The 26,489-nt window shown below is 74.0% G+C and carries 15 protein-coding genes; 8 read left to right on the top strand and 7 right to left on the bottom strand.

What is annotated here, in order from left to right; all coding sequences use genetic code 11:
• Nucleotides 1–214: 214 nt before the first annotated feature.
• Entirely contained in the window at nt 215–12,505 is a 12,291-nt protein-coding gene (locus ACIA8O_RS16110) for an amino acid adenylation domain-containing protein (RefSeq protein ID WP_396294438.1), read from the bottom strand.
• A 446-nt stretch (nt 12,506–12,951) separates the two neighbouring features.
• On the opposite strand from ACIA8O_RS16110, the gene ACIA8O_RS16105 reads away from it, so the two are divergent.
• From ACIA8O_RS16105 to ACIA8O_RS16075, 7 genes are all read left to right on the top strand, one after another.
• Entirely contained in the window at nt 12,952–13,170 is a 219-nt protein-coding gene (locus ACIA8O_RS16105; protein ID WP_396294821.1) for an MbtH family protein, read from the top strand.
• Between the two features lie 105 nt (nt 13,171–13,275).
• Nucleotides 13,276–14,313 (top strand): TauD/TfdA family dioxygenase, encoded by a 1,038-nt coding sequence (locus ACIA8O_RS16100; protein WP_396294437.1) that lies wholly within the window; start codon nt 13,276–13,278, stop codon nt 14,311–14,313.
• A gap of 1 nt (nt 14,314) precedes the next feature.
• Nucleotides 14,315–16,045, top strand: a complete 1,731-nt coding sequence (locus ACIA8O_RS16095; RefSeq protein ID WP_396294436.1) for a non-ribosomal peptide synthetase — start codon at nt 14,315–14,317, stop codon at nt 16,043–16,045.
• Nucleotides 16,046–16,055: 10 nt separating this feature from the next.
• Nucleotides 16,056–16,826, top strand: a complete 771-nt coding sequence (locus ACIA8O_RS16090; protein ID WP_396294435.1) for a thioesterase II family protein — start codon at nt 16,056–16,058, stop codon at nt 16,824–16,826.
• A 35-nt stretch (nt 16,827–16,861) separates the two neighbouring features.
• Entirely contained in the window at nt 16,862–18,097 is a 1,236-nt protein-coding gene (locus tag ACIA8O_RS16085) for an MFS transporter (RefSeq protein WP_396294434.1), read from the top strand.
• 61 nt (nt 18,098–18,158) lie between these two features.
• The gene (gene alr / locus ACIA8O_RS16080) at nt 18,159–19,328 is read left to right on the top strand and encodes an alanine racemase (protein WP_396294433.1); all 1,170 of its coding nucleotides are present in this window, start codon (nt 18,159–18,161) and stop codon (nt 19,326–19,328) included.
• 287 nt (nt 19,329–19,615) lie between these two features.
• Nucleotides 19,616–20,212, top strand: coding sequence for a DUF309 domain-containing protein (locus ACIA8O_RS16075; protein WP_396294432.1), 597 nt, complete (start codon nt 19,616–19,618; stop codon nt 20,210–20,212).
• Between the two features lie 23 nt (nt 20,213–20,235).
• Here the strand turns inward: ACIA8O_RS16075 and ACIA8O_RS16070 are convergent, their stop codons facing one another.
• From ACIA8O_RS16070 to ACIA8O_RS16050, 5 genes are all read right to left on the bottom strand, one after another.
• Nucleotides 20,236–20,457 carry a DUF6458 family protein gene (locus tag ACIA8O_RS16070; protein WP_396294431.1) on the bottom strand — a complete coding sequence of 74 codons (222 nt, stop codon included), beginning with the start codon at nt 20,455–20,457 and terminating at the stop codon, nt 20,236–20,238.
• Between the two features lie 105 nt (nt 20,458–20,562).
• Nucleotides 20,563–21,225 carry a class F sortase gene (locus ACIA8O_RS16065; protein WP_396294430.1) on the bottom strand — a complete coding sequence of 221 codons (663 nt, stop codon included), beginning with the start codon at nt 21,223–21,225 and terminating at the stop codon, nt 20,563–20,565.
• Nucleotides 21,212–21,856 (bottom strand): hypothetical protein, encoded by a 645-nt coding sequence (locus ACIA8O_RS16060; RefSeq protein WP_396294428.1) that lies wholly within the window; start codon nt 21,854–21,856, stop codon nt 21,212–21,214. The genes ACIA8O_RS16065 and ACIA8O_RS16060 overlap by 14 nt, the downstream gene beginning before the upstream one ends.
• 156 nt (nt 21,857–22,012) lie before the next feature.
• Complete coding sequence (locus ACIA8O_RS16055; RefSeq protein WP_396294426.1) at nt 22,013–23,305, bottom strand: pyroglutamyl peptidase; 1,293 nt, start codon at nt 23,303–23,305, stop codon at nt 22,013–22,015.
• Between the two features lie 63 nt (nt 23,306–23,368).
• On the bottom strand, nt 23,369–24,130 hold the full coding sequence (locus ACIA8O_RS16050) for a group II truncated hemoglobin (RefSeq protein WP_396294425.1): 762 nt from the start codon (nt 24,128–24,130) through the stop codon (nt 23,369–23,371).
• A 193-nt stretch (nt 24,131–24,323) separates the two neighbouring features.
• Between ACIA8O_RS16050 and ACIA8O_RS16045 the strand changes: the two genes are divergently transcribed.
• Nucleotides 24,324–25,301 (top strand): phosphatase PAP2 family protein, encoded by a 978-nt coding sequence (locus tag ACIA8O_RS16045; RefSeq protein WP_396294424.1) that lies wholly within the window; start codon nt 24,324–24,326, stop codon nt 25,299–25,301.
• Here the strand turns inward: ACIA8O_RS16045 and ACIA8O_RS16040 are convergent.
• Nucleotides 25,270–26,472: an alpha/beta hydrolase family protein gene (locus ACIA8O_RS16040; RefSeq protein ID WP_396294423.1), complete on the bottom strand. Its 1,203-nt coding sequence runs from the start codon at nt 26,470–26,472 to the stop codon at nt 25,270–25,272. The genes ACIA8O_RS16045 and ACIA8O_RS16040 overlap by 32 nt on opposite strands.
• Nucleotides 26,473–26,489: the final 17 nt, after the last annotated feature.

Here is a 26,489-nt window from a genome sequence, read left to right as displayed (position 1 = left end):
GCCTGTGGGGGCGGGAACACGGGGTTCTCCGCTTGCGGATCGGAACCCGGTTCTCGCGAGTGGCCCCGATCGCCGGCCTTCGACCAGCACGAGTGGAGGAACACCACCGGAGTACCGGCTGTGACCGGCCGGAGCGCCGGAGCCCCCCGAACCGCCCGGGAACGCCGTCGGCCACCGTGATCGACGGTGGCCGACGGCGTTCCAAGGCCTGGGGTCAGGCCTGGTCGGTGAGCGTGGCATTCACCAGCGGACCGATGACCCCGAGGGCTTCGGACGTCATCAGGTGCAGGTGCTCGAAGTCGACCACCTGGTAGCGGGGTTGCCGGGCGAGGTACGGCGCCCAGTCCTCGGCGCCGACCGTGCCGACCGCCAGCGTGAGGCTGGACGCGACCAGGGTGGTGCGGCCGTGGAAGACCCCGACGCTGTGCCGGTCGGCCAGTGCCAGGTGGCCCGCCATGATCTCGGCGAGGTTGCCCACCTGCTCACGGGTCAGTTCGGCCAGCGGCGCGGCGTAGGAGCGCAGGGCGGCGATGAAGCCCTCGAACTCCAGCATCGAGTCGTCGATCTCGTCGCGGTCGAGGCCGAGCATGCCGAGGATGTCGAGGTACACGCTCTCCTCGCGGTGCCCGGCCGGGTTCGGGCTCGCGTCGATGATGGTCAGCGACGACACCTCCACGCCGAGCGACTCCAGCCGGACGGCCGTGGCATGGGCCAGTTTTCCGCCGAAGGACCAGCCGAGGAGGTGGACCGGGCCGCTGTGGGCGCGGACGATCCGCTCCGCGTAGACCTCGGCCATGTGCTCCAGGGTGGTGTACCTGGTCGGGGTGGTGGTGACCCCCTCCGCCTGGAGCGCGAACACCGGGGCCGCCCGGTCGAGGTGCGGCAGCAGACCGGCGTACGGCCAGCCGAGGCCGCCCAGCGGATGGACGCAGAACAGCGGGGCGGCATCCCCCTCCGAGCGCAGGGACAGCACCGGGGCGTAGGCGTCGTGGCCGGTGGCGCCGTCGAGGTGGGCGGTGATGCCCGCCACGGTGGGCGTCTCGAACAGCACCCGAACCGGCACGTCGATGCCGAGCGCCGACCGGATCCGGCCGGTCAGGCGGGTCGCCAGCAGCGAGTGGCCGCCGAGTTCGAAGAAGCTGTCGTCGACGGTCACCTCCTCGATCCCCAGCACCTCGGCGAACACCGCGCACAGTGCCCGCTCGCGCTCGTCGCCGGGCGCGCGGCCGCGGCCGGCCGGGCGGCCCGGAGCCGGCAGCGCGCGCCGGTCGAGCTTCCCGTTCCGGGTGACCGGGATCGCCGGGATCTCCACCAGCGCCGACGGCACCAGGTGGGCCGGCAGTCGCCGCTCCAGCGACCGCCGCAGCGCGACCGTGTCGATCGCCCCGCCCGGCGGCGGGACGACGTAGCCGACCAGTCGGCGGTTGCCCGGCTCGTCCTCGCGGACGGTCACCGCGGCCGCGGCCACCCCCGGCTCCTCGCGCAGCGCCGTCTCGACCTCGCCCGGCTCGATCCGGAACCCGCGGATCTTCACCTGGTCGTCCACCCGGCCCAGGAACTCCAGCTCGGTGGCGGCGTTCCACCGCACCAGGTCGCCGGTGCGGTACATCCGCGACCCGGGCGGCCCGTACGGATCGGCGACGAACCGCGACGCGCTCAGCCCGCGCTGCCCCAGGTAGCCGTTGGCCACCGTGTCGCCCGCCAGGTACAGCTCGCCGATCACGCCGTCGACCACCGGGCTCAGCCACTGGTCCAGCACGTACACGCGCACGTTCGCCATCGGCCGGCCGATCGGTACCTCGGGGGACGCGGGCGGCAGCTCCCGCCCGCGCCACGCGATGACGACGATGCCGGTCTCGGTCGGCCCGTACTCGTTGTGCACGGTCAGGGCACGGTTGCGGGCCAGCGCGCGGCGCAGCGACGCCGAGCACGCCATCGCCTCGCCGGCCTGGACGATGTGCGTCAGCGGGGCCAGATCGTCCTCGGTCCCGGGCAGTGCCTCGACCAGCGCCTGCAGCGCGATGTTCGGCAGGTGCAGCTCGGTGACGGACCGACGGCCGATCCAGGCGGCCAGCGCCTGCGGGTCGCGCCGCACGTCGTCGGGGCAGAGCACCACGGTCGCGCCGGATGCCAGCGCCGTGCACATCTCCTGGAGGGAGACGTCGAAACCGGCGGCGGCGAACTGGGCGACCCGCCGCTCACGCGGCATCATGGCGCGGTACTCCTGCGCGAGCTTGTGCAGGGCGCGGTGCGGCACCAGGACGCCCTTGGGGCGGCCGGTGGAGCCCGACGTGTAGATGACGTACGCGCTCTGCTCGGGGTGGCACGGCGCCGCGTCCAGGTCCTGGTCCGACTGTGAGGCCAGCGCCGCCTCCGTCCTGTCGTCCAGCACGATGCTCTGCACGTCGTCGAGCACCCGCGCGGGCCGGCCGGCGGTCAGGCAGAGCCGGGGCCGGGCGTCGTCGAGCAGGTACGCCAGCCGGTCGTCCGGGTACGCCGGGTCGAGCGGCAGGTAGGTGGCGCCGAGCTTCAGCAGCGCCGTCAGCGCCACGACCAGGTCCGGCGTGCGGGCCAGGTGGACGCCCACCCGGTCCTCCGGCCGGATCCCGCGCTCGGCCAGCAGGCGGGCCAACCGGTTCGCCCGGGCGTTGAGTTGACGGTACGTCAGGACGGTGGACTCGTCCTCGACCGCCGGGACGTCGGGCGTCGTCCGGGCGAACTCCTCGATCATCGAGGCGACGGTCTGCTCCGGGTACACCACCTCGGTGGCGTTGCGCTCGCCGAGCAGCTCGGCCCGCTCGTCCGGCGAGACGATGTCGATCTTCGACAGGGCGGCCTCGGGGTGCGCCAGGACGAAGTCGAGCACGGCCGTCCAGCGAGAGGTGATCCCCTCCACGGTTGCCGCGTCGAACAGCTCGGTGCGGTACTGGACCATCACGTCCAGGCCGCCCCGGTCCGGCCGCTCGGAGACGCTGAAGAACAGGTCGAACACCGAGTTCCCGGTGGGCGCCTCCTGCACCTCCAGTTCCATCCCGGGCAGCGTGAACCGCTCCACCGGGCTGTTCTGCAGGAAGAACGCCACCTGGAACAGCGGGTGCCCCGACGCCGAGCGCTCCGGGTTCAGGCGCTCCACCACTTGGTGGAACGGCAGGTCCTGGTGCTCGTACGCGGCGATGCCGGTCTCCCGCGCCTGCGCGACCAGGTCGACGAACCGCGGGTCGCCCGAGGTGTCGGTCCGCATCACCAGGGTGTTGACGAAGAACCCGACCAGCTCCTCCAGGGCCTCGTCCGTGCGGCCCGCGATGCCGGTGCCGATCGCGATGTCGGTGCCCGCGCCGTACCGGGTGAGCAGCGCCGCCATCGCCGCCTGCAGCACCATGAACGTCGTCGCGCCCTGACTGCGGGCCAGCTCCGCCAGCCCCCGGTGCACCCGGGCGGGCACCTCCAGCCAGGTGGTCGCGCCCAGCTGCGAGGTCGCCGCGTGCCGCGGCCGGTCGGTGGGGAAGCCCACCCCGTCCGGGAGCTCTGCGAGCTGCTCCGCCCAGTACTCCAGCTGCCGGGTGTACTCGCTGTGCGGGTCGGAAGGATCGCCCAGCAACTTCCGCTGCCACAGCGCGTAGTCGGCGTACTCGACCGGCAGCGTGTCCCAGGCCGGCGCGCCGCCGGAGCGCCGGGCCGTGTACGCCGTCACCAGGTCGCGGGCCAGCGGGCCCATCGACCAGCCGTCGGCGGCGATGTGGTGGATCAGGATCAGCAGGACGTGCTCGTCCGGACCGGTCCGGAAGAGCCACGTCCGGATCGGAATCTCGGCCGCCAGGTCGAAGGCGTGCCGGGCCGCCGCGGCGAGCCGGGCCGCGGACCGCGCGGCCGGCACCGTCTCCTCGGTGAACGGCGCCGCGGCCTCGGCGACCGGCAGCACACGCTGCTCGGGAACGCCGTCCAACACCGGGAAGACCGTGCGCAGCGGCTCGTGCCGCGCCACCAGGTCGTCCACCGCCGCGCGCAGCGCCGCCGTGTCCAGGTCGCCGGTCAGCCGGAACGCGAACGGCATGTTGTACGTCGGCGACGGGCCTTCCAGGCTGTGCTCGAACCAGATCCGCTGCTGCGCGTGCGACAGCGGCAGGGCCCCCTGCCGCACCGCCCGTTCCAGCGCCGGCCTGGCCCGCGTCCCGCCGGTCAGGCGCTGAGCCAGCTCGGCGACGCTCGGCGCCTCGAACAGCGTCCTGACCGGGAGCTCCACGCCCAGCGCGGTGCGGACCCGGCTGACCAGCCGGGTGGCGAGCAGCGAGTGGCCGCCCAGGTCGAAGAAGCTGTCGTCGATGGTGACCCGGTCGACGCCCAGCACCTCCGTGAACAGGTCGCACAGCAGCGCCTCGCGGTCGTCGCGCGGGCTGCGCCCCGAGCCGTCGCCGGTGTACGTGGGCGCGGGCAGTGCCTGGCGGTCGACCTTGCCGTTGGTGGTCATCGGGATGGTGTCGATCAGCATCAGCACCGAGGGCACCATGTACTCCGGCAGCCGCTCGGCGAGCCCGGCGCGCAGCACCTTGATCAGCCGGCCCGCCGCCATCGTCCGGGTCGGGGTGTTGACCAGCGTGCCCGGGTGGGACCCGCCCTGCCACAGCCCGTCGAGCGGGGTGGTGGCCAGTTCGGCCGGCAGCACCACCGCGTCGAACAGGTCGGCGCGGTCCCCGCAGTAGGTGGTGACCACCGCCCGGCCGTTGGCGTCGCCCCAGGCGTGCAGCGACTCGGGGTCGAGTGCGTGCCCGGTGTCGGCTGCCGGGAGGTCCGCCAGCCGGGCCCCGGGCGCGGCGTCCTCCAGCGCCCTCAGGACGTGCCACTCCGCCGCGGTCCGCTCGTTGAGCAGGCCGCGGATCCGGACGCCGCCGGCGTGTGCCGCGACGATCTCCTCGACGGCCGCCAGGCCACCGCCCGGCCACGCCACCTCGGGCAGCCGCGCCACCGCGTGCGCGGGTACGGGTGCCTTGTGCAGCGTCACGTCGTAGCGGTGCAGGGACATCTCGTTGCGGCCCAGGCCCCGCTTCAGCCGGACGTCGACCCCGCCGACGTCCGGGCGCCCGGTCAGTGCCGTGAAGAACCCGGGATCGACGACGAGTTCCCGCTCCAGCCGCGACGCCGCGTCGGCCGCCTCCAGCACCCGAGCCGCCTCGGCGTCCGCATCGAAGCGCCCGGCTTGGAGCGCGACGTGGAAAGCGCGCAGCGACATCCGGTTGCGCACGTCGCCGACGAAGATCCGCCCGCCGGGCCGCAGCAGCGCCAGCGCGCCCTCCAGCACCCGCGCCAGGTAGTCGCCGGACGGGAAGTACTGGATCACGGAGTTGATCACGACGGTGTCGAAGTGCCCGGTGGGCAGGCCCTCGAAGTCGTCCGCGCCGCGGGTGGACAGGTGGGTGCGCCCGGCCCACTCGGTGTCGCGCAGCTGACGGGTCAGCCGGTCGATCACCGAGGTGGAGAAGTCGGTGGCCCAGTAGGACTCCACGTGCGGCAGCAGCTCGCTGAGCAGCAGGCCGGTGCCGACGCCGATCTCCAGCACGTTGCCCGGCTCCAGCGCGAGGATCCGGCCGACCGTGGCGGCCTGCCATTCGCGCATTTCCCCGAGCGGGATCGGCCCGCCGGTGTAGGAGCTGTTCCAGCCGGAGAAGTCCGCGCCGAACCCGACCGCGTCCTCGTCCCCGTACAGGGTCTCGTAGGTCGCCTCCCAGTCGGCCACGAAGTCGCCCGGGTCGGTGTCCGCGTCCGGCATCGGCACCACGTAGCCGACCAGGCGGCGGTCGCCGGGGACGTCCTCGCGCACCACCACGGTGGCGGCCAGCACCGCCGGGTCCTCCCGGAGCACCGCCTCGACCTCGCCGGGCTCGATCCGGTGGCCGCGCAGCTTCACCTGGTCGTCGGCCCGGCCGACGAACTCCAGCTGCCCCCGAGCGGACCAGCGGACCACGTCCCCGGTCCGGTACATCCGCGACCCGGGCGGCCCGAACGGGTCCGCGACGAAGCGCTCGGCGGTCAGCGCGGCCCGCCCGAGGTAGCCGCGGGCCTGGCCCGCGCCCGCGACGTACAGTTCGCCCGCGACGCCGTCGGCCACCGGCTCCAGCGCCCCGTCCAGGACGTAGGCCCGGGTGTTGGCCAGCGGCCGGCCGACCGGGACGCCGGCGCCGAGGTCGGCGTCCGCGTCGACCGGGAAGTGCAGGACGAACGTGGTGGTCTCGGTCGGCCCGTAGCCGTCGACGATCCGGACCCCGGGCGCCGCCGCCCGGACCAGGGCCACCGCCGAGGCCGGCACCACGTCGCCGCCCGACCAGATCTCGGTCAGGGTGCGCAGCCGCTGCGGGTACTCCGCGGCGACCACCGTGAACAGCGCCGCCGTCATCCACGCCGCCGTCACGCCGTACTCCTCGATGCACCCCGTCAGCACGGCCGGGTCGGCCGCGCCCGGCGGAGCGAGCACCACCGTGCCGCCCGAGCACAGCGGCACCCACAGCTCGTACGTGGAGGCGTCGAACACGTGCGGGGAGTGCGCCAGCACCCGGCTGTGCGCGCTTCCCCACACCGGGTCCTGCACCAGCTCGGCGACGTTGCGGTGGGTCGTCGCGATGCCCTTGGGACGGCCGGTGGAACCGGAGGTGTACATCAGGTAGGCCAGCTGGTCCGGCCGCACGACGGGCAGCGCGGCGCCGTCGGCGGGACCGTCCAGCACCGAGTCCAGGTCGGCGACCTGCGCGCCGGGCGCCAGCGCGGCGAGCCGCTCGACCGCGTCGGCGGTGGTGACGACGCACACCGGGCGCGCGTCGGCCATCACGTAGTCGATGCGGGCGTCCGGATAGCCGAGGTCGACCGGGAGGTACGCGGCCCCCGCCTTGAGGACGCCGATGAGGACGGCGAGCAGCTCCGGGGAGCGGGGCAGGGCGACGGCAACCGGATCCTCCGGCCGGGTGCCCCGGGCGAGCAGCCAGTTCGCCACCCGGTCGGCCCGCTCGTCCAGCTGACGGTACGTCCACTCCCCGCCCCGGGAGACCAGCGCGACCGCGTCCGGGGCCCTGCGGACCTGGGCGGCGAACAGCTCGGTCAGCGGGGCGTCGAGCACCGGGTGGGCGGTGTCGTTGCGCCCGACCAGCAGCTCGGCGCGCTCGGCGGCGGCGAGCAGCGGCAGGCGGCTGAGCCGGGTCTCCGGCGCGGTCGCCGCCCCGGCCAGCATCCGCTGCCAGCGCTCGAACAGCCGGACCACGCTCGCCGCGTCGTACAGGTCGGTGGCGTAGTCGATGTTGCAGGTCACGCCGGCCGGCCGGCCGTCCTCGTCGAACCGCTCGAACAGGTCGACGTGCAGGTCGAACTGGGTGCGGCCGGTCGGCGGCGCGTCGTAGGCGACGTCCAGGTCCGCCAGGGCGAAGTCGGGGGCCTTGTTGTTCTGCACCGCCAGGATGATCTGGAACAGCGGGTGGTGGGCGGCCGAGCGGCGCGGGTTGACCCGCTCCACCAGGTGGTCGAACGGCACGTCCTGGTGCTCGTACGCCACCAGGCAGGTCTCCCTGACCCGCCGCAGCAGCTCCGCGAAGGTCGGGTCGCCGCCGGTGTCGGTCCTGATCACCAGGGTGTTGACGAAGAACCCGACCAGGTCGTCCAGGCCATTGTCGAGCCGGCCCGCGATCGGCGCGCCGACCGCGGTGTCCGTGCCCGCGCCCATCCTGGTCAGCAACGCTGCCATCGCGGCCTGCACCACCATGAACAGCGTCGCGCCCGAAGCCTGCGCCAGCGCGACCAGCTCCCGGTGCAGCTCGGCGGGCAGCTCGAAGGTCTCCATCGAGCCCCGGTACGAGGCCACCGCGGGCCGCGGCCGGTCGGTCGGGTACGACACCACTTCCGGCAGCCCCGCGAGGTGCTCCGTCCAGTAGTTGACCTGACGGGACACCATGCTCGCCGGGTCGTCACCGGCCCCCAGCGTCTCCAACTGCCACAGCGTGTAGTCCGCGTACTGCACGGGCAGCGGGGCCCAGTCCGGTGCGCCGCCCGAGTGCCGCGCCGCGTACGCCGTCATCAGGTCCTCGGCCAGCGGCACCAGCGACCAGCCGTCGCCGGCGATGTGGTGGACGATCACCAGCAGCACGTGCCGCTCGGGCGCCACCTCGAACAGCCAGGCGCGCAACGGGAGATCGCGGGCCAGGTCGAAGGTGTGGGTGGAGGCCGACAGCAGCTCGGCCTCCAGGTCCGCGGCGTCCACACGGCGGCGGTCGAGCTCGACGAACGCCTCCGCGGCCGGGACGATGCGCTGCTCCGGAGTGCCCTCGACGTCCGGGTAGACGGTCCGCAGCGACTCGTGACGGCGCACCAGGTCACCGAGCGCGCCCTCCAGCGCGGCGCTGTCGAGCCGCCCGTCCAGACGCAGCGCGAGCGGCATGTTGTACGTCGCCGACGGGCCCTGCAGGCGGTCCTGGAACCACAGGCGGCGCTGCGCGTACGACAGCGGGATGCGCTCCGGGCGGACCTGCGGGGTCAGCGGCTCGCGCGGCGGGGCGCTGTCGCGCAGCCGCTGGGCGAGTTCGGCGACGGTCGGCGCCTCGAACAGCTGGCGCACCCGCAGCCCGGCGCCGGTGGCGGCACGGATCCGGCTCAGCAGCCGGGTGGCGAGCAGCGAATGGCCGCCCAACGCGAAGAAGTTGTCGTCGATCGACACCCGGTCGACGCCCAGCACCTCACCGAACAGCCGGCACAGCAGCGCCTCCTGGCCGTCGCGCGGGGCCCGGCCGTCGGCCGAGGGGACGTCCTGCGGCTCCGGCACGAGAGCGCCGTCACCCGCGCCGGTGCGCGCCGGCAGCGCCGCCGGCTCCCGCACGCCGGGCGCGGGGAACTCGCCGACCCGGGTCGCCGGGTCGGCGGCGGCCCGGGCCAGGACCGCGACCCAGCCCTCCAGTAGGGAGCGGACCGACTCCGCCTCGAACAGGTCCAGGGCGTAGTGCGCCACCAGGCTGATCCCGCCCGGCCGGCCGTCGTCGGTCCACGACTCGGTGACGTCGAAGTGCACGTCGGTCAGCAGCTTCCCGGTGGACAGGATCTCCGCGGAGACCTCCGCGCCCGCCACCTCGATCCGCGCATCCGGCGTGTTCTGGAGCGTCAGACTGACCTGGTACAGCGGGTGGTGGGCGGTCGAGCGCACCGGGTTGAGCGCCTCCACCAGCCGGTCGAACGGCAGGTCCTGGTGCTCGTCGGCGCCGATGCAGGTCTCCCGCACCCGCGCCAGCAGGTCGGCGAAGCGCGGGTCGTCCGCGGTGCTGGTGCGGACGATCAGGGTGTTGACGAAGAAGCCGACCAGGTCGTCGAGTTCGTCCTCGGTGCGGCCGGCCGCCATCGTGCCCACCGCCAGGTCGGCGCCCGCGCCGGCGCGGGTGAGCAGCACCGCCAGGCTCGCGTGCAGCACCATGAACAGGGTGGTGCCGGTGCGGCGGCCCAGCTCCGTCAGCCGCTCGTGCAGCTCGGCGGGGACGGTCAGCGGCAGCGTCGCGCTGTTCTGCGAGGCGACGGCCGGACGCGGCCGGTCGGCGGGGAAGCCGATCCGCTCCGGGAGGCCGGCCAACTGCTCCTGCCAGTACTGCGCCTGGCGGTGCAGCGGGGTGTCCGGCACGTCCACCGCGCCGAGCCGGTCGCGCTGCCACAGCGTGTAGTCGGCGTACTGGACCGGCAGCGGCGCCCACTCGGGCGCCCGGCCCGCGCACCTGGCGGCGTAGGCGGCCGTCAGGTCATCGGCGAGCGGCCGCATCGACCAGCCGTCGCCCGCGATGTGGTGGACCACCACCAGCAGCCGGCGCAGCTCCGGCCCCGCCTCGAACAGCCAGGCCCGGAACGGGATCTGGGTGGCCAGGTCGAACTCCTGCCGGGCCGCGTACCGGACGGCCGCGTCCAACTCGGCGGCCGGCAGGCGCATCTGACGGACCAGGTCCTCGGCGGCCGGAGTGGCCACGATCCGCTGCTCCGGCACCCCGCTGTCGGCCACGAACACGGTGCGCAGGGCCTCGTGCCGCTCCACCACGTCGCGCAGCGCCTCGGTCAGCGCCCCGGTGTCGACCGGGCCGGTGATCCGGAAGCTGAAGGGGATGTTGTACAGCGCCGACGGCCCGTTGAGCTGCTCGACGAACCACAGCCGCTGCTGCGCCGGGGAGAGCGGCAGCGGGTCGGGGCGCTTCACCGGCGTCAGCGGCGCGCGCCGGCGCCCTGCCCGCCCGCCGACCCGGGCGGCCAGCTCCGCGACGGTGGGCGCGTCGAACAGGGTCCTGATCGACAGGTCCGCGTCGTACCGGGCCCGCAGCCGCCGCACCAGCCGGATGCCGTGCAGCGAGTTGCCGCCGAGGTCGAAGAAGCTGTCGTCGATGCTCACCCCCTCGACGCCGAGCAGCTCGGCGAAGAGCGCGCACAGCTCCCGCTCGTCGGCGTCCCTCGGTTCCCGGCCGCCCGCGGCCGTGTACGTGGGCGCCGGCAGCGCCTTGCGGTCGATCTTCCCGTTCGGGCTGATCGGCAGCTCGTCCAGGACCACGATCGCGGACGGCACCATCTGCTCGGGCAGCCAGGTGCGGATCCGCCGCCGCAGCGCCGCCGGGTCGATCTCGACGCCGGCCCGCGCGACCACGTAGCCCACCAGCCGCTGGTCGCCGGTGGCGTCCTTGCGGGCGAGGGCCACCGCGCCGGCCACCGACGGGTCCTCGCGCAGCACGGACTCGATCTCGCCGAGCTCGACCCGCACGCCGCGGATCTTGACCTGGTGGTCGATCCGTCCGACCAGCTCCACCAGCCCGTCGGGGTGGAACCTGGCCAGGTCGCCGGTGGCGTACAGACGCTCCGAGCGCACCGGTCCGTGCGACCACTCGAAGAACTTCGTCGCCGTCAGTTCCGGGTTGCCGTAGTACCCCTCGGCGACGCCGAGGCCCGCCATGTGGATCTCGCCCACCACACCGACCGGGACCGGCTGCTTCGCCGCGTCCAGCACGTACAGCCGCTGGCCGGCCATCGGCCGCCCGAACGGGATGCTCGACCACCCCGGCAGCGGCTCGCCCGCCAGGAACCAGGTGGAGGAGATGGACACCTCGGCGAACCCGCCGAAGACGTGCACCCGGATGCCGGGGGAGAGGGCCTCCAGGCGCTCGGGGAGGCTCGGCAGACTCCAGTCGCCGCCCAGGATCACGGTGCGGATGCCGGTCCGGTCGCCGAGCGCGCGCACGTGCTCGACGTAGAGCTCCAGCAGCGCGGGCGCGGAGTTCCACACCGTGACGCCGTGTTCCCGCACCAGGTCGTGCCAGTGCGCCGGGTCCTTGCTGCGGCCCGGGTCGGGGAAGACCACCGAGCCGCCGGCCACGGCGAGGCCCAGCAACTCGTAGACCGACATGTCGAAGCTGGGCGAGGACAGCGCGATCACCCGGTCCGCGGGGCCGACCCCGGCGGTGGCGCTGATGTCGGGCAGGTTGTTGACGACGCCCCGGTGCCGGATGGCGATGCCCTTGGGCCGGCCGGTGGAGCCGGAGGTGAAGATGATGTAGCAGAGGTCGTCCGGGCCGGCGACGTCCTCGGGGGAGTGGTCCGGCAGCAGCTCCAGCTCCGCGGCGTCCCGGTCCATCAGCACCACCGGGACGTCGGTGCGCGGCAGCCGCGGCACCAGCGGCTCCTCGGTGACCAGGGCGTGGCAGTCGGCGGCGCCCATCATGTACGCCAGGCGTTCGACGGGGTAGTCGGCGTCCATCGGGACGTACGCGGCGCCCGCCTTGAGGATGCCCAGGATCGCCACCATCAGGTCCGGTCCCCGGTCCAGGCACAGCGCGACCCGGCCGCCCCGGCCGACACCGAGCGCCCGCAGTCGGTGGGCGAGCCGGTTGGCGGCCCGGTCGACCCGGTCGGCGCTCCAGGCCGTGCCGCGGTGGATCAGCAGCACCCCGTCGGGATCGGCCGCGACCCGTTCGGCGACGCACGCGTGCAGGGTGCGGTCGTGGTCGAACCCGGTCGGGGTGTCGTTCCAGTCGACCAGCATCCGCTGCTGCTCCGCGGCCGTGAGCAGCGGGGCCTCGGTGCGCGGGCGCAGGCCCGGGTCGGCGACGCAGGCGGCGAGCAGGGTCGTCAGGTGTCCTAGCAGGCGCTCGACGGTCGCGTGGTCGAACGCGTCGGCGTCGAAGGCCACGTCGAGGTGGACCTGTTCGGCGGACTCCCGTACCTCGACCACCAGTTGGTGCTTCGACGGCTCGGCGCCGGCCGGCCGGAACACCGCGTCGGCGGCCAGGTAGCGCTCCTCGTCGACCTGTCGGCGCCCGGTCAGGCGGACGGTGTGGAGGAGGTCGGCGAAGGTGTCCTCGAGGCCGGGCGTGATCGCCAGCAGCTCGCCGGGTGCGCCACCGAGCTCGATCAGCTCGGGGCCGTCGTACCGGGCCAGCACCGCCGTGAAGGCGGCCGTCAGCACGGAGAACAGGTCGGTGTCGTGGTCGGCCGCCGACGAGCGGGCGGCGGCGAGCAGTTCGGGGGCCAACGCGCAGGTGACGGCTCCCTCCCCGGAGGGCGGGTTCGATCCGCCGGCCCCCCTGGTGTCCTGCGATGCGTGCGGAAGCCTCGGCAACCTGGGCATAGCCTCTTACGTCCTTCCCCCGAAGTAGCGGCACAGGCACGGCGCGCCGACTCGGGGCACGCGTGGCCGGTGTCACCGGGGCGTGGGGTCGGCGGCTGTCGGCCGTCAGAAGTGAGTGGTCCGGCCCCGAGCACCGGTGGGCACGCCACAGGTGGGCTCCGGGCGCCATGACCACTTCAACTTAGGTGCTAGCCTCAAGATCGTCAACACCTGATTCGCGCCCGACCGAATGCGTCCGGCCGACCTCGGGGTGGAGCTGTCGCCACCCCCCGGGTGGTGGTTGCCAGGCGCTCGAAGCTGTGGTTAGGGTGATGCTCGAAAAGCAGCATGCCGCTATGGGGGTGGGTAAGTTGACGAATCCTTTCGACAATGCAGAAGGCCGATACCTCGTGCTGACCAATGCCGAGGGGCAGCATTCGCTGTGGCCCGCATTCGTTGACGTTCCCGCTGGCTGGGCCCTTGTACACGGGCCGGAAGCGCGGGAGGAGTGCCTCGGGTACATCGAGCAGAACTGGACCGATCTGCGTCCGAAGTCACTGATCGAGGCAATGCGCGGCGACGGCCGTTAATTCGCGGCCATTTGAATCGATGATCGCCGCGCGCAACGCGTCCGGCGGCGATTTCATGCTCCCGTTTACGCGACTTTCACAATTCCGGAAGAGGTTCGGCGTCAGATGACGAATGCCACCGATCAAGGAGTCGCGAGCCAGTTCGACAGCAGGCTCGACATCCAGCTCGAAGCCGGGGCCCCGCCGCTGGTGGTCACCCCGGAGCTGTCCACACTCGCCGACGCGCTGGACTGGCTGGGTTCGGTCGACGACGACCTCCGCGCAGCCACCCGCACCCACGGGTCGCTGTACCTGCGCGGCCTGCCGGTGCGCGACGTGCAGGACTTCGGTGCCGTCCGCGACCTCCTCGTCCCGCAGCGCACCCCGTACCGGGAGAAGGCCACACCGCGGCACAGCTACGGCGACGACGTGTTCTCCTCCACCGACCTGCCGCCGGCCCAGCCCATCCGCATGCACAACGAGAACAGCTACACCCTGGACTTCCCGGGAACGCTGGTCTTCTGCTGCCTCACCGCCCCGGCGGAGGGCGGCGCGACCCCGGTCGCCGACTGCCGGGCGGTCCTGCGCGAGCTGCCCGACCACCTGGTGCGCCGGATGCGTGCCACCGGGTGGGCGCTGCGGCGCAACTACTCCGACCTGGTCTCGCTGGACTGGCGCACCGCCTTCGCCGCCGACCGCGCCGAACAGGTGGAGGCCTACTGCGCCGAGAACCTGATCGCCGCCCGCTGGAGCGGTGACGACCTGAGCACCAGTCAGATCCGGGCCGGCGTCATCACGCACCCGCACACCGGTGACGAAGTCTGGTTCAACCACATGGCGTTCTGGAACTCGTGGTCCCTGGACGAGGAGATCCGCGAATCGCTGGTCGACGAGTTCGGCCCCGCCGGACTGCCCTTCGAGACGTCCTTCGGCGACGGCGAACCGCTCACCAAGGACGACCTCGCCACCCTCAACGCGGCCTACGCCGCCGCCACGGTCCGGCGCTCCTGGCAGCCCGGCGACGTGATGGTGGTCGACAACATCCTCACCGCACACGGCCGGGAGCCGTTCCGCGGCGAGCGCCGGATCGTCGTCGCCATGGGCGACCCGGTCTCCGTCCGGGACTGCCTGCCCACCGTCGACGCCGAGGCGAGGTTCGTCTGAGATGACCGACCGTCAGCATGCCACCGGCCACGACCCGCTGGCCCGGTTCCTGCGGGCCGCGGCCGCCACGCCGGACCGCCCCGCCGTCCGCTCCCGCGGCGCCGGCCTCACCTTCGCCCAGCTCGCCGACCGCGTCGCCGCCCTGGCCGGCGCCCTGCGCGAGCGCGGCGTACGCCGCGGCGACCACGTCGGCGTCTGCCTGGAGCGCGGCGTCGACCTCGTCACCGCACTGCTCGCCGCATGGAGCGCGGGCGCGGCCTACGTGCCGCTCGACCCGCGCTACCCCGACGAGCGGATCGCCTTCACGATCCGCGACTGCGGCCCGCGGCTGGTCGTCGCGGCCGACGACCGCCCGACCCGGCTCGCCGGCGTCGAGGTGATCGCCCCCGACGCCGCCGGCCCCGCCACCGCGCCGGTCGCCGTGACCCCCGCCGACGCCGCCTACGTCATCTACACCTCCGGCTCCACCGGCGTGCCCAAGGGCGTCGTCGCGACCCGGGGTGGCGTGGCCTCCCTGCTGCACCGGCTCGAAGCCGTCGGCGCCTACCCCGACGAGCACCGCGTGGTCGGCTGGAACGCCAGCGCGTCCTTCGACGCCTCCGTCCAGCAGTGGGCACGGATCTGCCGCGGCGACACCGTCGTCGTCCTCGACGAGGAGGAGCGGCGGGACCCCGCCCGCTTCGGCGCCGCACTGGCCGAGTACGGGATCACCGACGTCGACGCCACCCCGTCCCACTGGGAGGCCATGGAGCCCGGGATCACCAGCCCGTCGCTGCGCCTGTTCCTCGGCGGCGAGCCGGTCTCCCCCGCGCTGTGGCGGCGACTGGCCGAGGCCGGGCGGCAGGGCCGCGTCGAGGCGTACAACCTGTACGGGCCGACCGAGTGCACCGTCGACTCCACCACCGCCCCGATCGAGGGCGACGAGCCGCACATCGGCCCGCCGCTGCCCGACGTCGAGGCCCACGTGCTCGACGACCGCCTGGCGAAGGTCCCGGTGGGCGTCACCGGCGAGCTCTACCTGGCCGGCCCCGCCGTCACCCGCGGCTACGTCAACCGCCCCGGCCTGACCGCCGAACGCTTCGTCGCCGACCCGTTCGCCGGCGACGGAGGCCGGATGTACCGCACCGGTGACGAAGTCCGGTGGCGGGCCGACGGCGTACTGGAGTACGTCGGCCGGGCCGACCGCCAGGTCAAGGTACGCGGCTTCCGGATCGAACCCGGCGAGATCGAGGCCGCCGCCGCCGCCTACCGCGAAGGCTGCGCCGCCGTCGTGGTCGCCCGCGCCGACGACCTGGTCGCGTACTGCGTCGGCGACGTCGACCTCGACGCGCTGCGCGCGCACCTGGCCGCACGGCTGCCGGCCCACCTGGTCCCCGCGCGCCTCGTCCCGATCACCGCGTTCCCGCTGACCGTCAACGGCAAGATCGACGTCGCCGGGCTCCCCGACCCCGACGCCGACCGGGCCGACGGGCGGCAGCCGGAGGGCAAGTACGAGGAGCTGGTCGCCGACGTGTGGGCGGACGTCCTCGGCCGGGACCGGGTGTTCGCCGACGACGACTTCTTCGCCCTCGGCGCCCACTCGCTGCTGGCGATCCGGGTCGTGGCCCGGGTCAAGAAGGAGCTCGGCACGGCCCTGTCCATCCGCGACGTCTACCGGCGGCCGCAGCTGCGGGACTTCGCGGAGTTCATCCGGGCCACCCACGCCGGCGCGGCCGCGACGGCCGAGCACTAGAGGAGAAGACATGACCGACCGCCTGGGGGCGGCCCGGCAGAACACCGCCGTGATCCGCCCGAAACAGCTCGACGACGCCACCACCACGCTGGTCTGCCTGGGCTTCTGCGGCGGCGGCACCGGGCCCTACCACCCGTGGGCCGAGGTCGTCGCACCGGACGTGGACCTCGCGCTGGTCTGCTACCCCGGCCGCGACGGCCGCTTCATGGAGGACTTCGCCACCACCTGGGACGAGCTCGCCGAGGACGCCACCCGCACCGTCGTCTCCGCCGTCGGCGACCGCCCCTACGTCCTGTTCGGCCACAGCATGGGCGGTTGGATGGCCTTCGACGTCGCCACCCGGCTGGAGGCCCGGGGCAGCTCCGTCCCCGACGCCCTGGTGGTGTCCTCGTGCAACGCCCCGGCCCGCGGCCTCACCCCGCGCGACATGTTCCCGGCCAGCCAGGACACCGACGAGGACCTGATGGCCTGGATGCGCACCCACGGGCTGGTCGCCGAACACGTCCTCGGTGACCCGGACCTGCTGGAGATGGCGATGGAGATCATGCGTGCCGACATCGCCGTGCGCGACACCTTCCACCACAACGGCGCCCTGGGCGTCACCATGCCGGTGCAGTTCCTCGCCGGCGTCGACGACGTGGTGATCGAGGCCGACGCGCCCGCCCAGTGGAAGGAGCTGGCCCTCGGCTCCTACCGGCACGACCAGCTGCCCGGCGGGCACTTCTACACCCCCGAGGTGTGGCGGACCCTGCCCACCCGGATCAGCGCCATCAACCCGTAGGAACACCCCAGGAAGGCTCCGGGAGCACCCAGCCCATGACCGATCAGTTCGCCGTGAAGGCCACCTACGGCCAGGTCTTCGCGGTCGCCCAGTTCCGTGCCGTCTTCGCCGGCCGGCTGCTCGGCGTCATGTCCGACACCCTGCGGGCCGTGGCACTCGCGGTGCTGGTGTACGACCGGACCGGCTCGCCGCTGCTCACCGCGGTGACGATGACCATCAACTTCCTGCCGCAGGCGGCCGGCGGACTGTTCCTCGCCGCAATGGCGGACCGGTTCACCCCGCGCACCCTCATCAGCACCGGCTACGCCCTCCAGTGCGCGGTCGGGCTGCTGCTCGCGTTCGGGCACCTCCCGGTCGCGGCCAGCCTGGTCCTGGTCGCCGGCGTGGCCTGCCTGACCCCGGTCACCACCGGGGCCACGGCCAGGGTCCTCGCGGAAGTCCTCACCGGCGACACCTACGTCCTCGGGCGCTCGCTGTCCTACATCGTCGCGGTCTCCGCGCAGATGGTGGGCATGGCCGCCGGCGGGACGCTGGTGGTCTGGCTGGGGGTGGAGCGCACGATGCTGGTCACCGCCGGGGCGCACCTGGTCGCCGCGGCGATCAGCCGGCTGTTCCTGTCGCCCGCCCGGGCGCCCCGCGCGAGCGCGCCGGCGACGGGCGGCGGGTCGATCGTGCGCCGGACCCTGCGGGGCAACGCGACGCTGGTCGCCAGCCCCGGCGTGCTCAAGCTGATCATGGTGCAGTGCCTGCCCGCCGCCTACCTGGCCGCGGCGGGCAGCCTGCTCATCCCGTACAGCGCGCACCGCGGGTTCAGCCCCCAGCAGACCGGCGTCCTGCTGGCCACCACCTCGGTCGGCATGCTGATCGGCGACGTCGTCATCGGCCGGGCGTTCGCGCCCGCCACCCGGGAACGGCTGGTCCTGCCGCTGCTGCTGGTGATGGGCACCCCCTCGCTCACGCTCGCCTTGGACCTGCCCTATCCGGCGGTCGCCGCCGCCTACGTCGTCACCGGCACCGGCTCCGCCTACCTGCTCGGCCTGCAGCGGCGCTTCCTGGAAGCCGTTCCCGCCGAACTCCAGGGCCAGGGCTTCGCGTTGCTGAACACCACCACCATGAGCATCCAGGGCGTCGGCCCCCTGGTGTTCGGCGTGTTCGCCGAGTTCGTGCCGGTCGGCGTCGCGATCGCGCTGACCGGAGTGTGCAGCGTGGCCACCACCCTCCTGCTGCGCGAAGCGGCCCGACCGGGGCCGGTTCCGGCCGAGGCCGCCTGAGCACCCGCGAGGCGGCGAAGGGAGAACAGCAGTCCGCCGACCGTCACGAATGGATTTGACTATGGAGGCTCGGTCGATCGTTCCGCGTCGCTACCTCAACGTGCTGGTGGACCTGTCGGCCGTCGCGCACAACACGCGGGTCGTCCGACAGGCCGTCAGCCGGCCCGCGACCGCCGTGATGGCCGTCGTCAAGGCCGACGCCTACGGGCACGGCGCGATCGACGTCGCCCGCGCGGCGCTGGACGCCGGGGCGACCTGGCTCGGCGTGTGCACCACGGCCGAAGCACTCGAACTGCGCCGGGCCGGCCTCGACGCCCCGATCCTCGCCTGGCTGCACAACTCGGCGGAGAGCATGCTCCTGGCCACGGCGGCCGGCGTGGACGTCTCGGTGCAGTCCGCCCGCACCCTGGCCTTCGCGGTCGACGCCGGACGAGGCACCGGACGCCCGGCCAGGGTCCACCTGGAGGTCGACACCGGGCTCGCCCGTGGCGGGGCGGCGCTCCAGCACTCGGCAGCCCTGCTGGACGCGGCCAAGGCCGCCCAGGGCCAGGGCCTGATCGAGGTGGTCTCGGTCTGGTCGCACCTCTCCCACGGCGAAGTCCCGGGCCACCACACGCTGGACGACCAGGCGAGGCTGCTCGACGACGCCTGGCGGCAGGCGGTCGACACCGGCCTCGACGTCCGACGCCACCTCGCCGGATCACTGTCGGCGCTCACCAGGCCCGACCTCCACCTCGACATGATCCGGACCGGCTCGGCCCTCTACGGCCTGCTGCCGCACACCGAGCGCCACAGCTTCGACCTCCGGCCCGCCATGCGGGTCACCAGCCACGTCGCGCTGACCAAGCGGGTGGAAGCCGGACAGGGCGTCTCCTACGAACACGACTGGGTCGCGCCGAGCGCGCTCAACCTGGCCCTGATCCCGGTCGGCTACGCCGACGGAATCCCGCGCTCCCTCAGCGGACGCCTCGCGGTCTCCATACGCGGCCGGCGCCACCCCGTCGTCGGACGCATCTGCATGGACCAGATGATCGTCAACTGCGGCGACGAGAAAGTGGAGGAGGGGGAGGAGGTGGTCCTCATCGGCAGCGAGTCGGACGGCGACCCCACCATCCACGAATGGGCGCTCGCCATGAGCACCACCCCCTGCGAGGTCGCCACCTACTTCGATCGCCCGCACGTCAACCGGCAGACCGTGCCGACGGCCGGTGCCCGGCCCTGGACGGGCTGAACCCGCCCGGGCACTCCCGACACCCGGGAGTACGACCCCGAAGGCAACCTGCCACGGCACACCGAACCCGACAGTGCCCGCTGCACCTTCACCCCGATCGCCGAGACGGACGGGAACCTCCGGGTCCTCGCCCCCGGCTGACCCGGCGTCAGGGCGGTGGGACGCCCGGGCCGTCGCACCGCCGATCCGGGGACGCGGTGGCCCGCCCGGTGCGGTCGGTGCAGGAGGAGCACGTCGTTCCGGGGGTGCTCCGGCGGCCTGGGCCGGCCGCGCGGGAGAATGGCTCCATGAGCGAGGTGGAGCCCGAGGGCGGCGAGACGGCGTGCTGGGTGGGGGAGGTCTGCCCGGAGTGCGGGCGCCTGCGGGCGGAGTGCGGGCACGTGGAGGAGGTGCGGGCGCGGGCCGGGGGACGGCCCGGGCGGGACCGGGACGCGGCGGGGCGGGCGCGGAACGGGCGGCCGCGGGACGGGCTGGGGCGGCCGCTGGCGTACGGGAGCCAGGGGGCGCCGCGGCAGCCGGAGGGGGTGCTGCGGTCGGCGGGGCGGGCGTTGGAGGAGGCGCAGCAACTGCTGGACGCCGGACGGCCGTTCCACGCCCACGAGGTGCTGGAGGACCGCTGGAAGACGGCTCCGGAGGAGGAGCGGGCGCTGTGGCGGGCGCTGGCGCAGTACGCGGTCGGACTGACGCACGCGGCGCGGGGCAACCGGAAGGGGGCGGCCACGCTGTTGGCGCGGGCGGCGGAGGGGCTGGCGCCGTTCGAGGCGGAGCCGCCGTTCGGGATCGACGTGGCGGGCATCCGGCGGTGGGCCGTCCGCCCGGAGGCCCCGGCGGTCACCGTGCCCTCGGCGGACGTCCCGGCCCTCCGGGCGGGACCGGAGGGCTGACGGGGCGTCGGCGCGCGGAGCGGTCAGATCTCGTCGCGGTAGTGCTCCCGGACCACCGGGGTCTCGACCGTCCCGAGCATGCGGCGACGCCGGTAGACCCGGGCGTAGACCATCAGGCCGAGCAGCCCGGCGATCATCATGATGATGCCGACCACGTCGAGGTTGACGTCCGAGAGCTCCCAGTCCACACCGAACGTCAGGATGGCTCCTGCGGCGAACAGGAGAATGCAGCCACCGATACCCACCGTCGTTCTCCCTCCGGACGGCGCCGCGCCCGGCCGGCCCGGCGCACCGGTGCGCGTGTACCCCCTTCGCGGCGGATCACCCCTGCTGGATCCGGGAGTTGAGGGTCAGCGGGTCGCGGTGAGGCGGGCGGAGACGACCACGTTGGAGTCGTAGCCGCCGTTCTTGCGGTCGAAGTGGCCGCCGCAGGTGAGGACCCGGAGCTCGGGGTTGCCGGTGGAGGCGTAGACGGTCTGGGTGGGGAAGGCGGACTTGGGGTGGGTGCGGACGTCGGTGACGGTGAAGACCGCCGTGCGGCGGTCCTTGCGGGTGATCTCGACGGTGTCGCCGCGCCGGAGCAGGCCGAGCTGGTGGAAGACGGTGGGGCCGGTGCGGTTGTCGACGTGGCCGAGGAGCACGGCGGTGCCGGCCGCTCCGGGGGCGGCGGCGTCGCGGTACCAGCCGGCCAGGTTGCGTTCGGCCATCGGAGGGGACGTCAGGTGCCCGGCGGCGTCCAGCCCGACGCCGGTGACGGGGGCGTTCACCTTGATGGCGGGGATGCGGATCCGGCTCGGCGGGGAGGGCGGCAGCGCGGGCGCGTAGGCCGGGAGGGAGGCGGAGGGGGAGGGCGAGGGGGCGGCGACGTCGGCGGCGGGTGGCTGCGGCGGTGGCGCGGCGGTGGTGGAGCCGTCGTGCACCAGCCAGCCGCCGACCAGGACCGCCACCGCCACGGCCCCGGCGGTCAGGACGCCGGGGCCGTGGCGGACGGGGGTGCGGTCAGTACTCCGCATGACGGGCGGCGCGGCGCCGCAGGTACCGCACGCTGACGGCGGCGGCACCGATCAGCAGGGCCGAACCCCCGGCGATCTCGGCCGCGTTGGGCCCGCCGGAGCTGCCGCCGCCGCCCGCGTCCACGCCGCCCACGGGGAGGCCGTCGGAGCCGGTGCCCGGGCCGTTCCCGGTGGAGCCGCTCGGGCTGCTGCTGGGCTTGCCGCCCGGCACGCCGCTGATCGGCAGGTCGGGGTCGAGGGGTGAGCAGTCGACCTTGAAGACCTTCTGCTTGGCCTTGCCGTTCTCGCCGGCGAAGGTCCACTCGAGCTTGTACTGGCCCTCGGGCAGGGTGTAGTCCTGCGAGCGCCCGTCGCCCCCGGCCAGGACCACGCCGCCGGCCGCCACCTGGGCGTTACCGGTGGGCGGCTGCTGGGAGATGGTGTAGGTCACCAGTTGGATGGCGTCGAAGTTGAGCGCGGCGATGTAGAACTTGCAGACCTTGGGCTCGTCGCTGGGGTCGTTGGTCGGCGTGGTGTTCTTGTGGATCTTCACGGTGCCGTTGTCGCCGGGGGCGGCGTGGGCGGCCGGCGCGGCGGCGAGGCCGAGGGCCGTGGTGAGCAGGATGGCGGGGAGGGCGAGGCGTCGTCTCATGGGCGGGCTCCAGACCTGGGGACACGGCACAGGGGCCGCAGGACGCCTCAGGTTGACCCGCCCCTCGGCCCGGACCGGGGCGCCTCGCCCTTCCCGTAGTACTTTTTCACCTCACCGGCCGATATCCGCCCATCCGGCGGCGGGGCTGAGGGGCCGTCAGCCGGCCTGCCGCCAGCCCGCGCGGAGCAGGGTCAGGACCTCGGCGGTGATGGCGGCCTCGTTCTGTTCGAAGACGGGGCCGGTGAGCTGGGTACCGTCGGCGGGCAGGCCGGTGAGCACGGGGGTGTGCAGGTGGCCGCCGGGCAGGGCGGGGCGCAGCTCCTGCCGCAGGCGGTTGCTGCGGTAGGCGACCTCGTTGGAGAGGTAGCCGCCGCCCCCGCCGGCCACCGCGCGCGAGCCCGGGGTGGGGCCGTCGGTGCGGTCCACCGGCTGGGCCTGGCCGGCCGGGATCTCGGTGACGTTCGGGTTGACCAGCACCGGGTACGGGGTCTGGGCGGCCTGCTCCAGGGCGGCGCCGGGGAGGGTGGTGCGGATGAACTGCGGCCCCGGGCCCATGCCCGGTGCCACCACCGGGTTCTGCCGGGTGCCGCCGGAGAGCGCGCCGGTGTTGTCCGGGTACGGGTCGGCGGAGCGCGAGCGGCCGGCCCACTCCTCCACCGTGAACTTGCCCGGGTAGCCCTGGCTGATCGAGGTGATCCGGTCGGCCGAGCGCGGGCCCGCCGCCAGCCGCGGGCCGTAGGCCCGCTCCACCATGCCCCGGTCGAAGTCGCCGTAGCGGACCGGCAGCATCACGGCGCGGATCTCGGCGGTGGAGCCGTCGTCCAGGGTGACGCGGCGTCCGTTGAGGCTGAGCGCGGCCGAGCCCGAGGGGTTGGCGGTGCGCAGGTCGCGGTCCAGGCCGAAGGGGTCGAAGCCGCTGACGAAGATCCGCTTCAGGCCCCGTCCGGGGCTGAACTCGTTGGCCTTCAGCCCGCGCGAGGCGTCCTCGAAGCGGGCCCGGAGGGCGGCGGTGTCCACGGCGAACCCCGGCTGCCAGCCGGACAGTTGGTCCACCATGGTGACCCGGGCCCAGTACAGCGGCCGGTCGTCCCCGGGCGCCAGGTCGCCACCCGGGCGCCGGCCCTGGGCGCGGTCGACGGCCGCCCGCCAGAGCGCGACGCCCCAGGCCTCGACCAGCTGGCCGGCCGCCCGCTCGTCGCGGGCGGCGCACAGGGCGGCGGGGAAACGGGTGGTGAAGGCGGTCAGGCCGCCGCGCAGCACCAGTTCGGCGCTGCGCGGGTCGGCCAACCGCCGTTCCTCCGCGCCCCGTTGGGTGTTCGGCCCGACCGTGCAGCCGGCCCCGGGACCGGCCTCGGCGGTGGGTGGTGCGGAGGCCTGGGCGGGGGTGACGGAGAGGGTGGACAGGAGCGCGCTCGCCACCAGGGCGGCGGCGCCTAGGGATCGCATCATGACATGGACAGTACAGACTGACGGCCCCTCGGGAGGGGGGAACCGCTGACCGGGCCGACGGGCTCAGGGCCGGTACGGCGGGGTGAGGCCCCAGTCCCAGCGCGGCATCGGGGTCTCGGGCAGCGGCGGCGGGTTGGGGCCGGAGTAGATCACGGCCATCCGGGTGCCCCACTCCAGGTAGTAGGCGAGCACCCCGCGGAACTCCGGGTCGGCGGGCAGCCCCACCTCGTCGGCGGTCTCCAGCAGCAGGGCCACCCAGCGGCGGCGCTGCTGCTCGGTGACGCCCCGGCCCAGGTGGCGGGAGGCCATGTGCCGGTGCCCGCCGTGCCCGGTGCTGTACCGGGCCGGGCCGCCGAACACCTCGCCCAGCCAGGCGGCGACGTGCTCGGCGTGGTGCGGGTCCATCCCGGCGAACACCGGGGCGAGCACCTCGTCCTTGCCGACGTGCTCGTAGAACCGGGTGAACAGCCGCTCGAAGGCGTCCGCCCCGCCCGCCCACGCGTACAGCGTCGGGGCCGAACCGCCCCGGCCGGCCACTTCGGTGACCTCGTAGTGCCGCATCTCCTCGATGTCCTCGACGTACGGCCGGACCTCGGCCAGGAAGGCGGCGAACTGCGGGCCGGTGCGGAAGCCCCGGAGGTGGTCCTCGGTGGAGGTCCAGCGGATCCGCAGGACGTAGGCGCCGGGGTCCTCGACGCAGCGGGAGAGCTCGTAGTCGACGCACTGCTCCGCCGCCCGGAGCGGGCCGGCCGCGCGCCCGTACGCCTCCTCGAAGGCGGTGTGGCGGCCGTCGGCGATCCGGTACCGGATGTATTCGACAATCATGCCCCGAGCCAACCGCACCGGAGGGCCGGGATCAAGCGTATTCCCTTGGCGTGACGGTCAATTGACGGACCATCAGGAGAGCGGGCGGATGGTTCCTGTACGTTCCCGAGGAGTGCGGAGGGCCTCGTCCAGGTACCACTCATGATCGCGTGCCAGGCTCGGTGGCCCCGTACCTACACGAAGGGACACAAACGTGGCCCAACAGCAGCTCACCACGCCCTCGACCGGCTGGTGGCCGGTCCTCCGCCGGGCCGCCTGGCCGGTCTACCTGGTCCTGCTCGCGCGCTGGACCTGGGTGAACGGCCTGCCCTACACCGAGGACCTGGTCTTCCTCTGGCTGATCGGTGCGCTGCTGGCCGCCGCCGTGCACAGCGGCCACGGCTGGCGCCGGGCGCTGCTGGTGCTGCGGGACTGGGTGCCGGTGATGGCCGCCGTGCTGACCTACTCGCTGCTGCGCGGCTACGGGGCGCACACCCCCTGGGCACCCCACCTGCGGCCCCAACTGGTCTTCGACACCGCCCTCGGCGCCGGCCAGACCCTGACGGTCCGCCTGCAGCACGCCCTGTACACCCCCGGCACCGCCCACGTGTACGACTACGCCGCGGTCACCGTCTACATGTCGCACTTCTTCGTGGTCTTCGTCCTGCTGGCCGTGCTCTGGCGGCGCGACCACGCCCGCTTCCGGCGGCTGCTCGCCTGCTACCTCGGGCTGACCTACGCGGCCTTCCTCACCTACGTCCTCTACCCGGCCGTGCCGCCGTGGATGGCCGGGCAGCAGGGCGCCCTGCCCGAGGTGACCAGGATCGTCGCCGACGTGCTGAGCCAGAGCGGACTGCCGCGCGCCGCCTCGGTGTTCGAGGGCGGCAGCCGGTTCGCCAACGACGTGGCCGCGATGCCCTCGCTGCACTCGGCCTACCCGATGATGATCGCCCTGTTCTTCTGGCCGGTGGCGAGCCGGCGGGTGCGGGTGCTGCTCGCCGCGTACCCGGTGGCGATGGCCTTCACCCTGGTGTACGGCGGCGAGCACTTCGTGATCGACATCCTGTTCGGGTGGACGTACGCGGCCGTGGTGGTCCTCGGCGTCAACCGGTTGCTCGACCGGCGGGCCGCCCGTCGTGCCCTGCGGTCGGCCGGGGAGGTCAGGCGGGAAGCAGCTGCTGGAACCAGCTGAGGATCTGCGGCAGGGCCGCCTTCTTCGAGGGCGAGTGGCCGATCGGCCCCAGGTCCAGCAGCGGGACGTCCGTGCCGTGCGCGGCCAACCGGGCCGCGCAGTGGCGGGCGTTGAGGATTGTCACGTCCCGGTCGCCGCTCGCCGCGTAGAGGCGGACCGGGGCGGCGGGCGTCCAGTCGCAGGTGGAGTCCTGGGCGCGCAGCGCGTCCAGCAGGGCGCCGGTGGGGCGGGCCGCGCGGGCGGTGAACTCCGGCGTGAGCAGCTCGGCCGGGGTGGCGGGCAGGGCCCCCGCCACCTCGGCACTGCCGTGGGTGCCGTCGAACAGGCCCTCCACGGTGGCCGCGTAGGGCTGCCGGAAGACCTCGGCCGGGTCGCGGTAGACCGGGTGGAGGCGGTTCATCGCCACCAGCCAGTAGGCGAAGTAGTAGGTGGCGCTCCTGGGGTCGAGGGTGCCGTCGAACCCGGCCGGCATCTCGGCGCCCTCGGCGTCGTAGGGCCCGCTGACGGGGGCGAGGGCGCCGAGCGCGAAGTGCCGGTCGGCACCGTCCTGGAGGGCGCGGCCGAGGGCCATCGCGGCCGGGCCGCCCTGCGAGAACCCGGTCACCAGGACCCGGCGGTCGAGGGGACGGCCCCGTCGGGCGGTGAAGGCGCGGGCGGCGCGCAGCAGGTCGACCGAGGCGGTGGTCTCCGAGGCCACGTCCGCGTAGGGGTGCGGGCCGGGGCCGGTGCCCAGGCCCAGGTAGTCCGGGGCGGCGGCCGCGTAGCCGCTGCCCGCGAAGAGCAGGCTCTCGCCGCGGGCGTCCGGACCGGTCGAGGGCGCGTCGGCGCGGGCGGTCATGGTGCCGTGCTCGAAGACCACCGGGCGCAGGCGCCCGTGCCCCTCCCGGGGGAGCGCGAGCAGGCCGGAGGCGGTGGTGGGGCGGCCGTCCGGGGTGACGGTGCGGTAGACGAGGCGGTAGGTCTCGGTGCCGGTGGCCGGCGCGGCGGTCGGGTAGCCGTGGCGGAGGAGGTAGTCGGCGGTGGCCTCCCGGGAGAGGGCGGTGAGCGCCTCGGCGGAGACCAGGGTGCCGCGGCCGTGCTGAGGGGCGGCGGCCTGTGCGGGCGTGAGCGTCAGGGGCAGGGCGGCGGCGACTGCGGCGGCAACTGCGGTGGTGAGTACGGCGGTTCGCACGGAGGTCTCCAGGGGCT

This window comes from Kitasatospora sp. NPDC051853, from assembly GCF_044452665.1.
GTDB lineage: Bacteria > Actinomycetota > Actinomycetes > Streptomycetales > Streptomycetaceae > Kitasatospora.
The sequence above is the reverse complement of the archived record's forward strand: the minus strand, read 5'-3'. Positions and strand labels throughout refer to the sequence as shown.

Coding starts and splice junctions, on each gene's coding strand:
- alr (WP_396294433.1), top strand. CDS start 18,159: ATGGAGGCTCGGTCGATCGTTCCGCGTCGCTACCTCAACGTGCTGGTG.
- ACIA8O_RS16065 (WP_396294430.1), bottom strand. CDS start 21,225: ATGCGGAGTACTGACCGCACCCCCGTCCGCCACGGCCCCGGCGTCCTG.
- ACIA8O_RS16090 (WP_396294435.1), top strand. CDS start 16,056: ATGACCGACCGCCTGGGGGCGGCCCGGCAGAACACCGCCGTGATCCGC.
- ACIA8O_RS16075 (WP_396294432.1), top strand. CDS start 19,616: ATGAGCGAGGTGGAGCCCGAGGGCGGCGAGACGGCGTGCTGGGTGGGG.
- ACIA8O_RS16055 (WP_396294426.1), bottom strand. CDS start 23,305: ATGATGCGATCCCTAGGCGCCGCCGCCCTGGTGGCGAGCGCGCTCCTG.
- ACIA8O_RS16060 (WP_396294428.1), bottom strand. CDS start 21,856: ATGAGACGACGCCTCGCCCTCCCCGCCATCCTGCTCACCACGGCCCTC.
- ACIA8O_RS16085 (WP_396294434.1), top strand. CDS start 16,862: ATGACCGATCAGTTCGCCGTGAAGGCCACCTACGGCCAGGTCTTCGCG.
- ACIA8O_RS16095 (WP_396294436.1), top strand. CDS start 14,315: ATGACCGACCGTCAGCATGCCACCGGCCACGACCCGCTGGCCCGGTTC.
- ACIA8O_RS16100 (WP_396294437.1), top strand. CDS start 13,276: ATGACGAATGCCACCGATCAAGGAGTCGCGAGCCAGTTCGACAGCAGG.
- ACIA8O_RS16050 (WP_396294425.1), bottom strand. CDS start 24,130: ATGATTGTCGAATACATCCGGTACCGGATCGCCGACGGCCGCCACACC.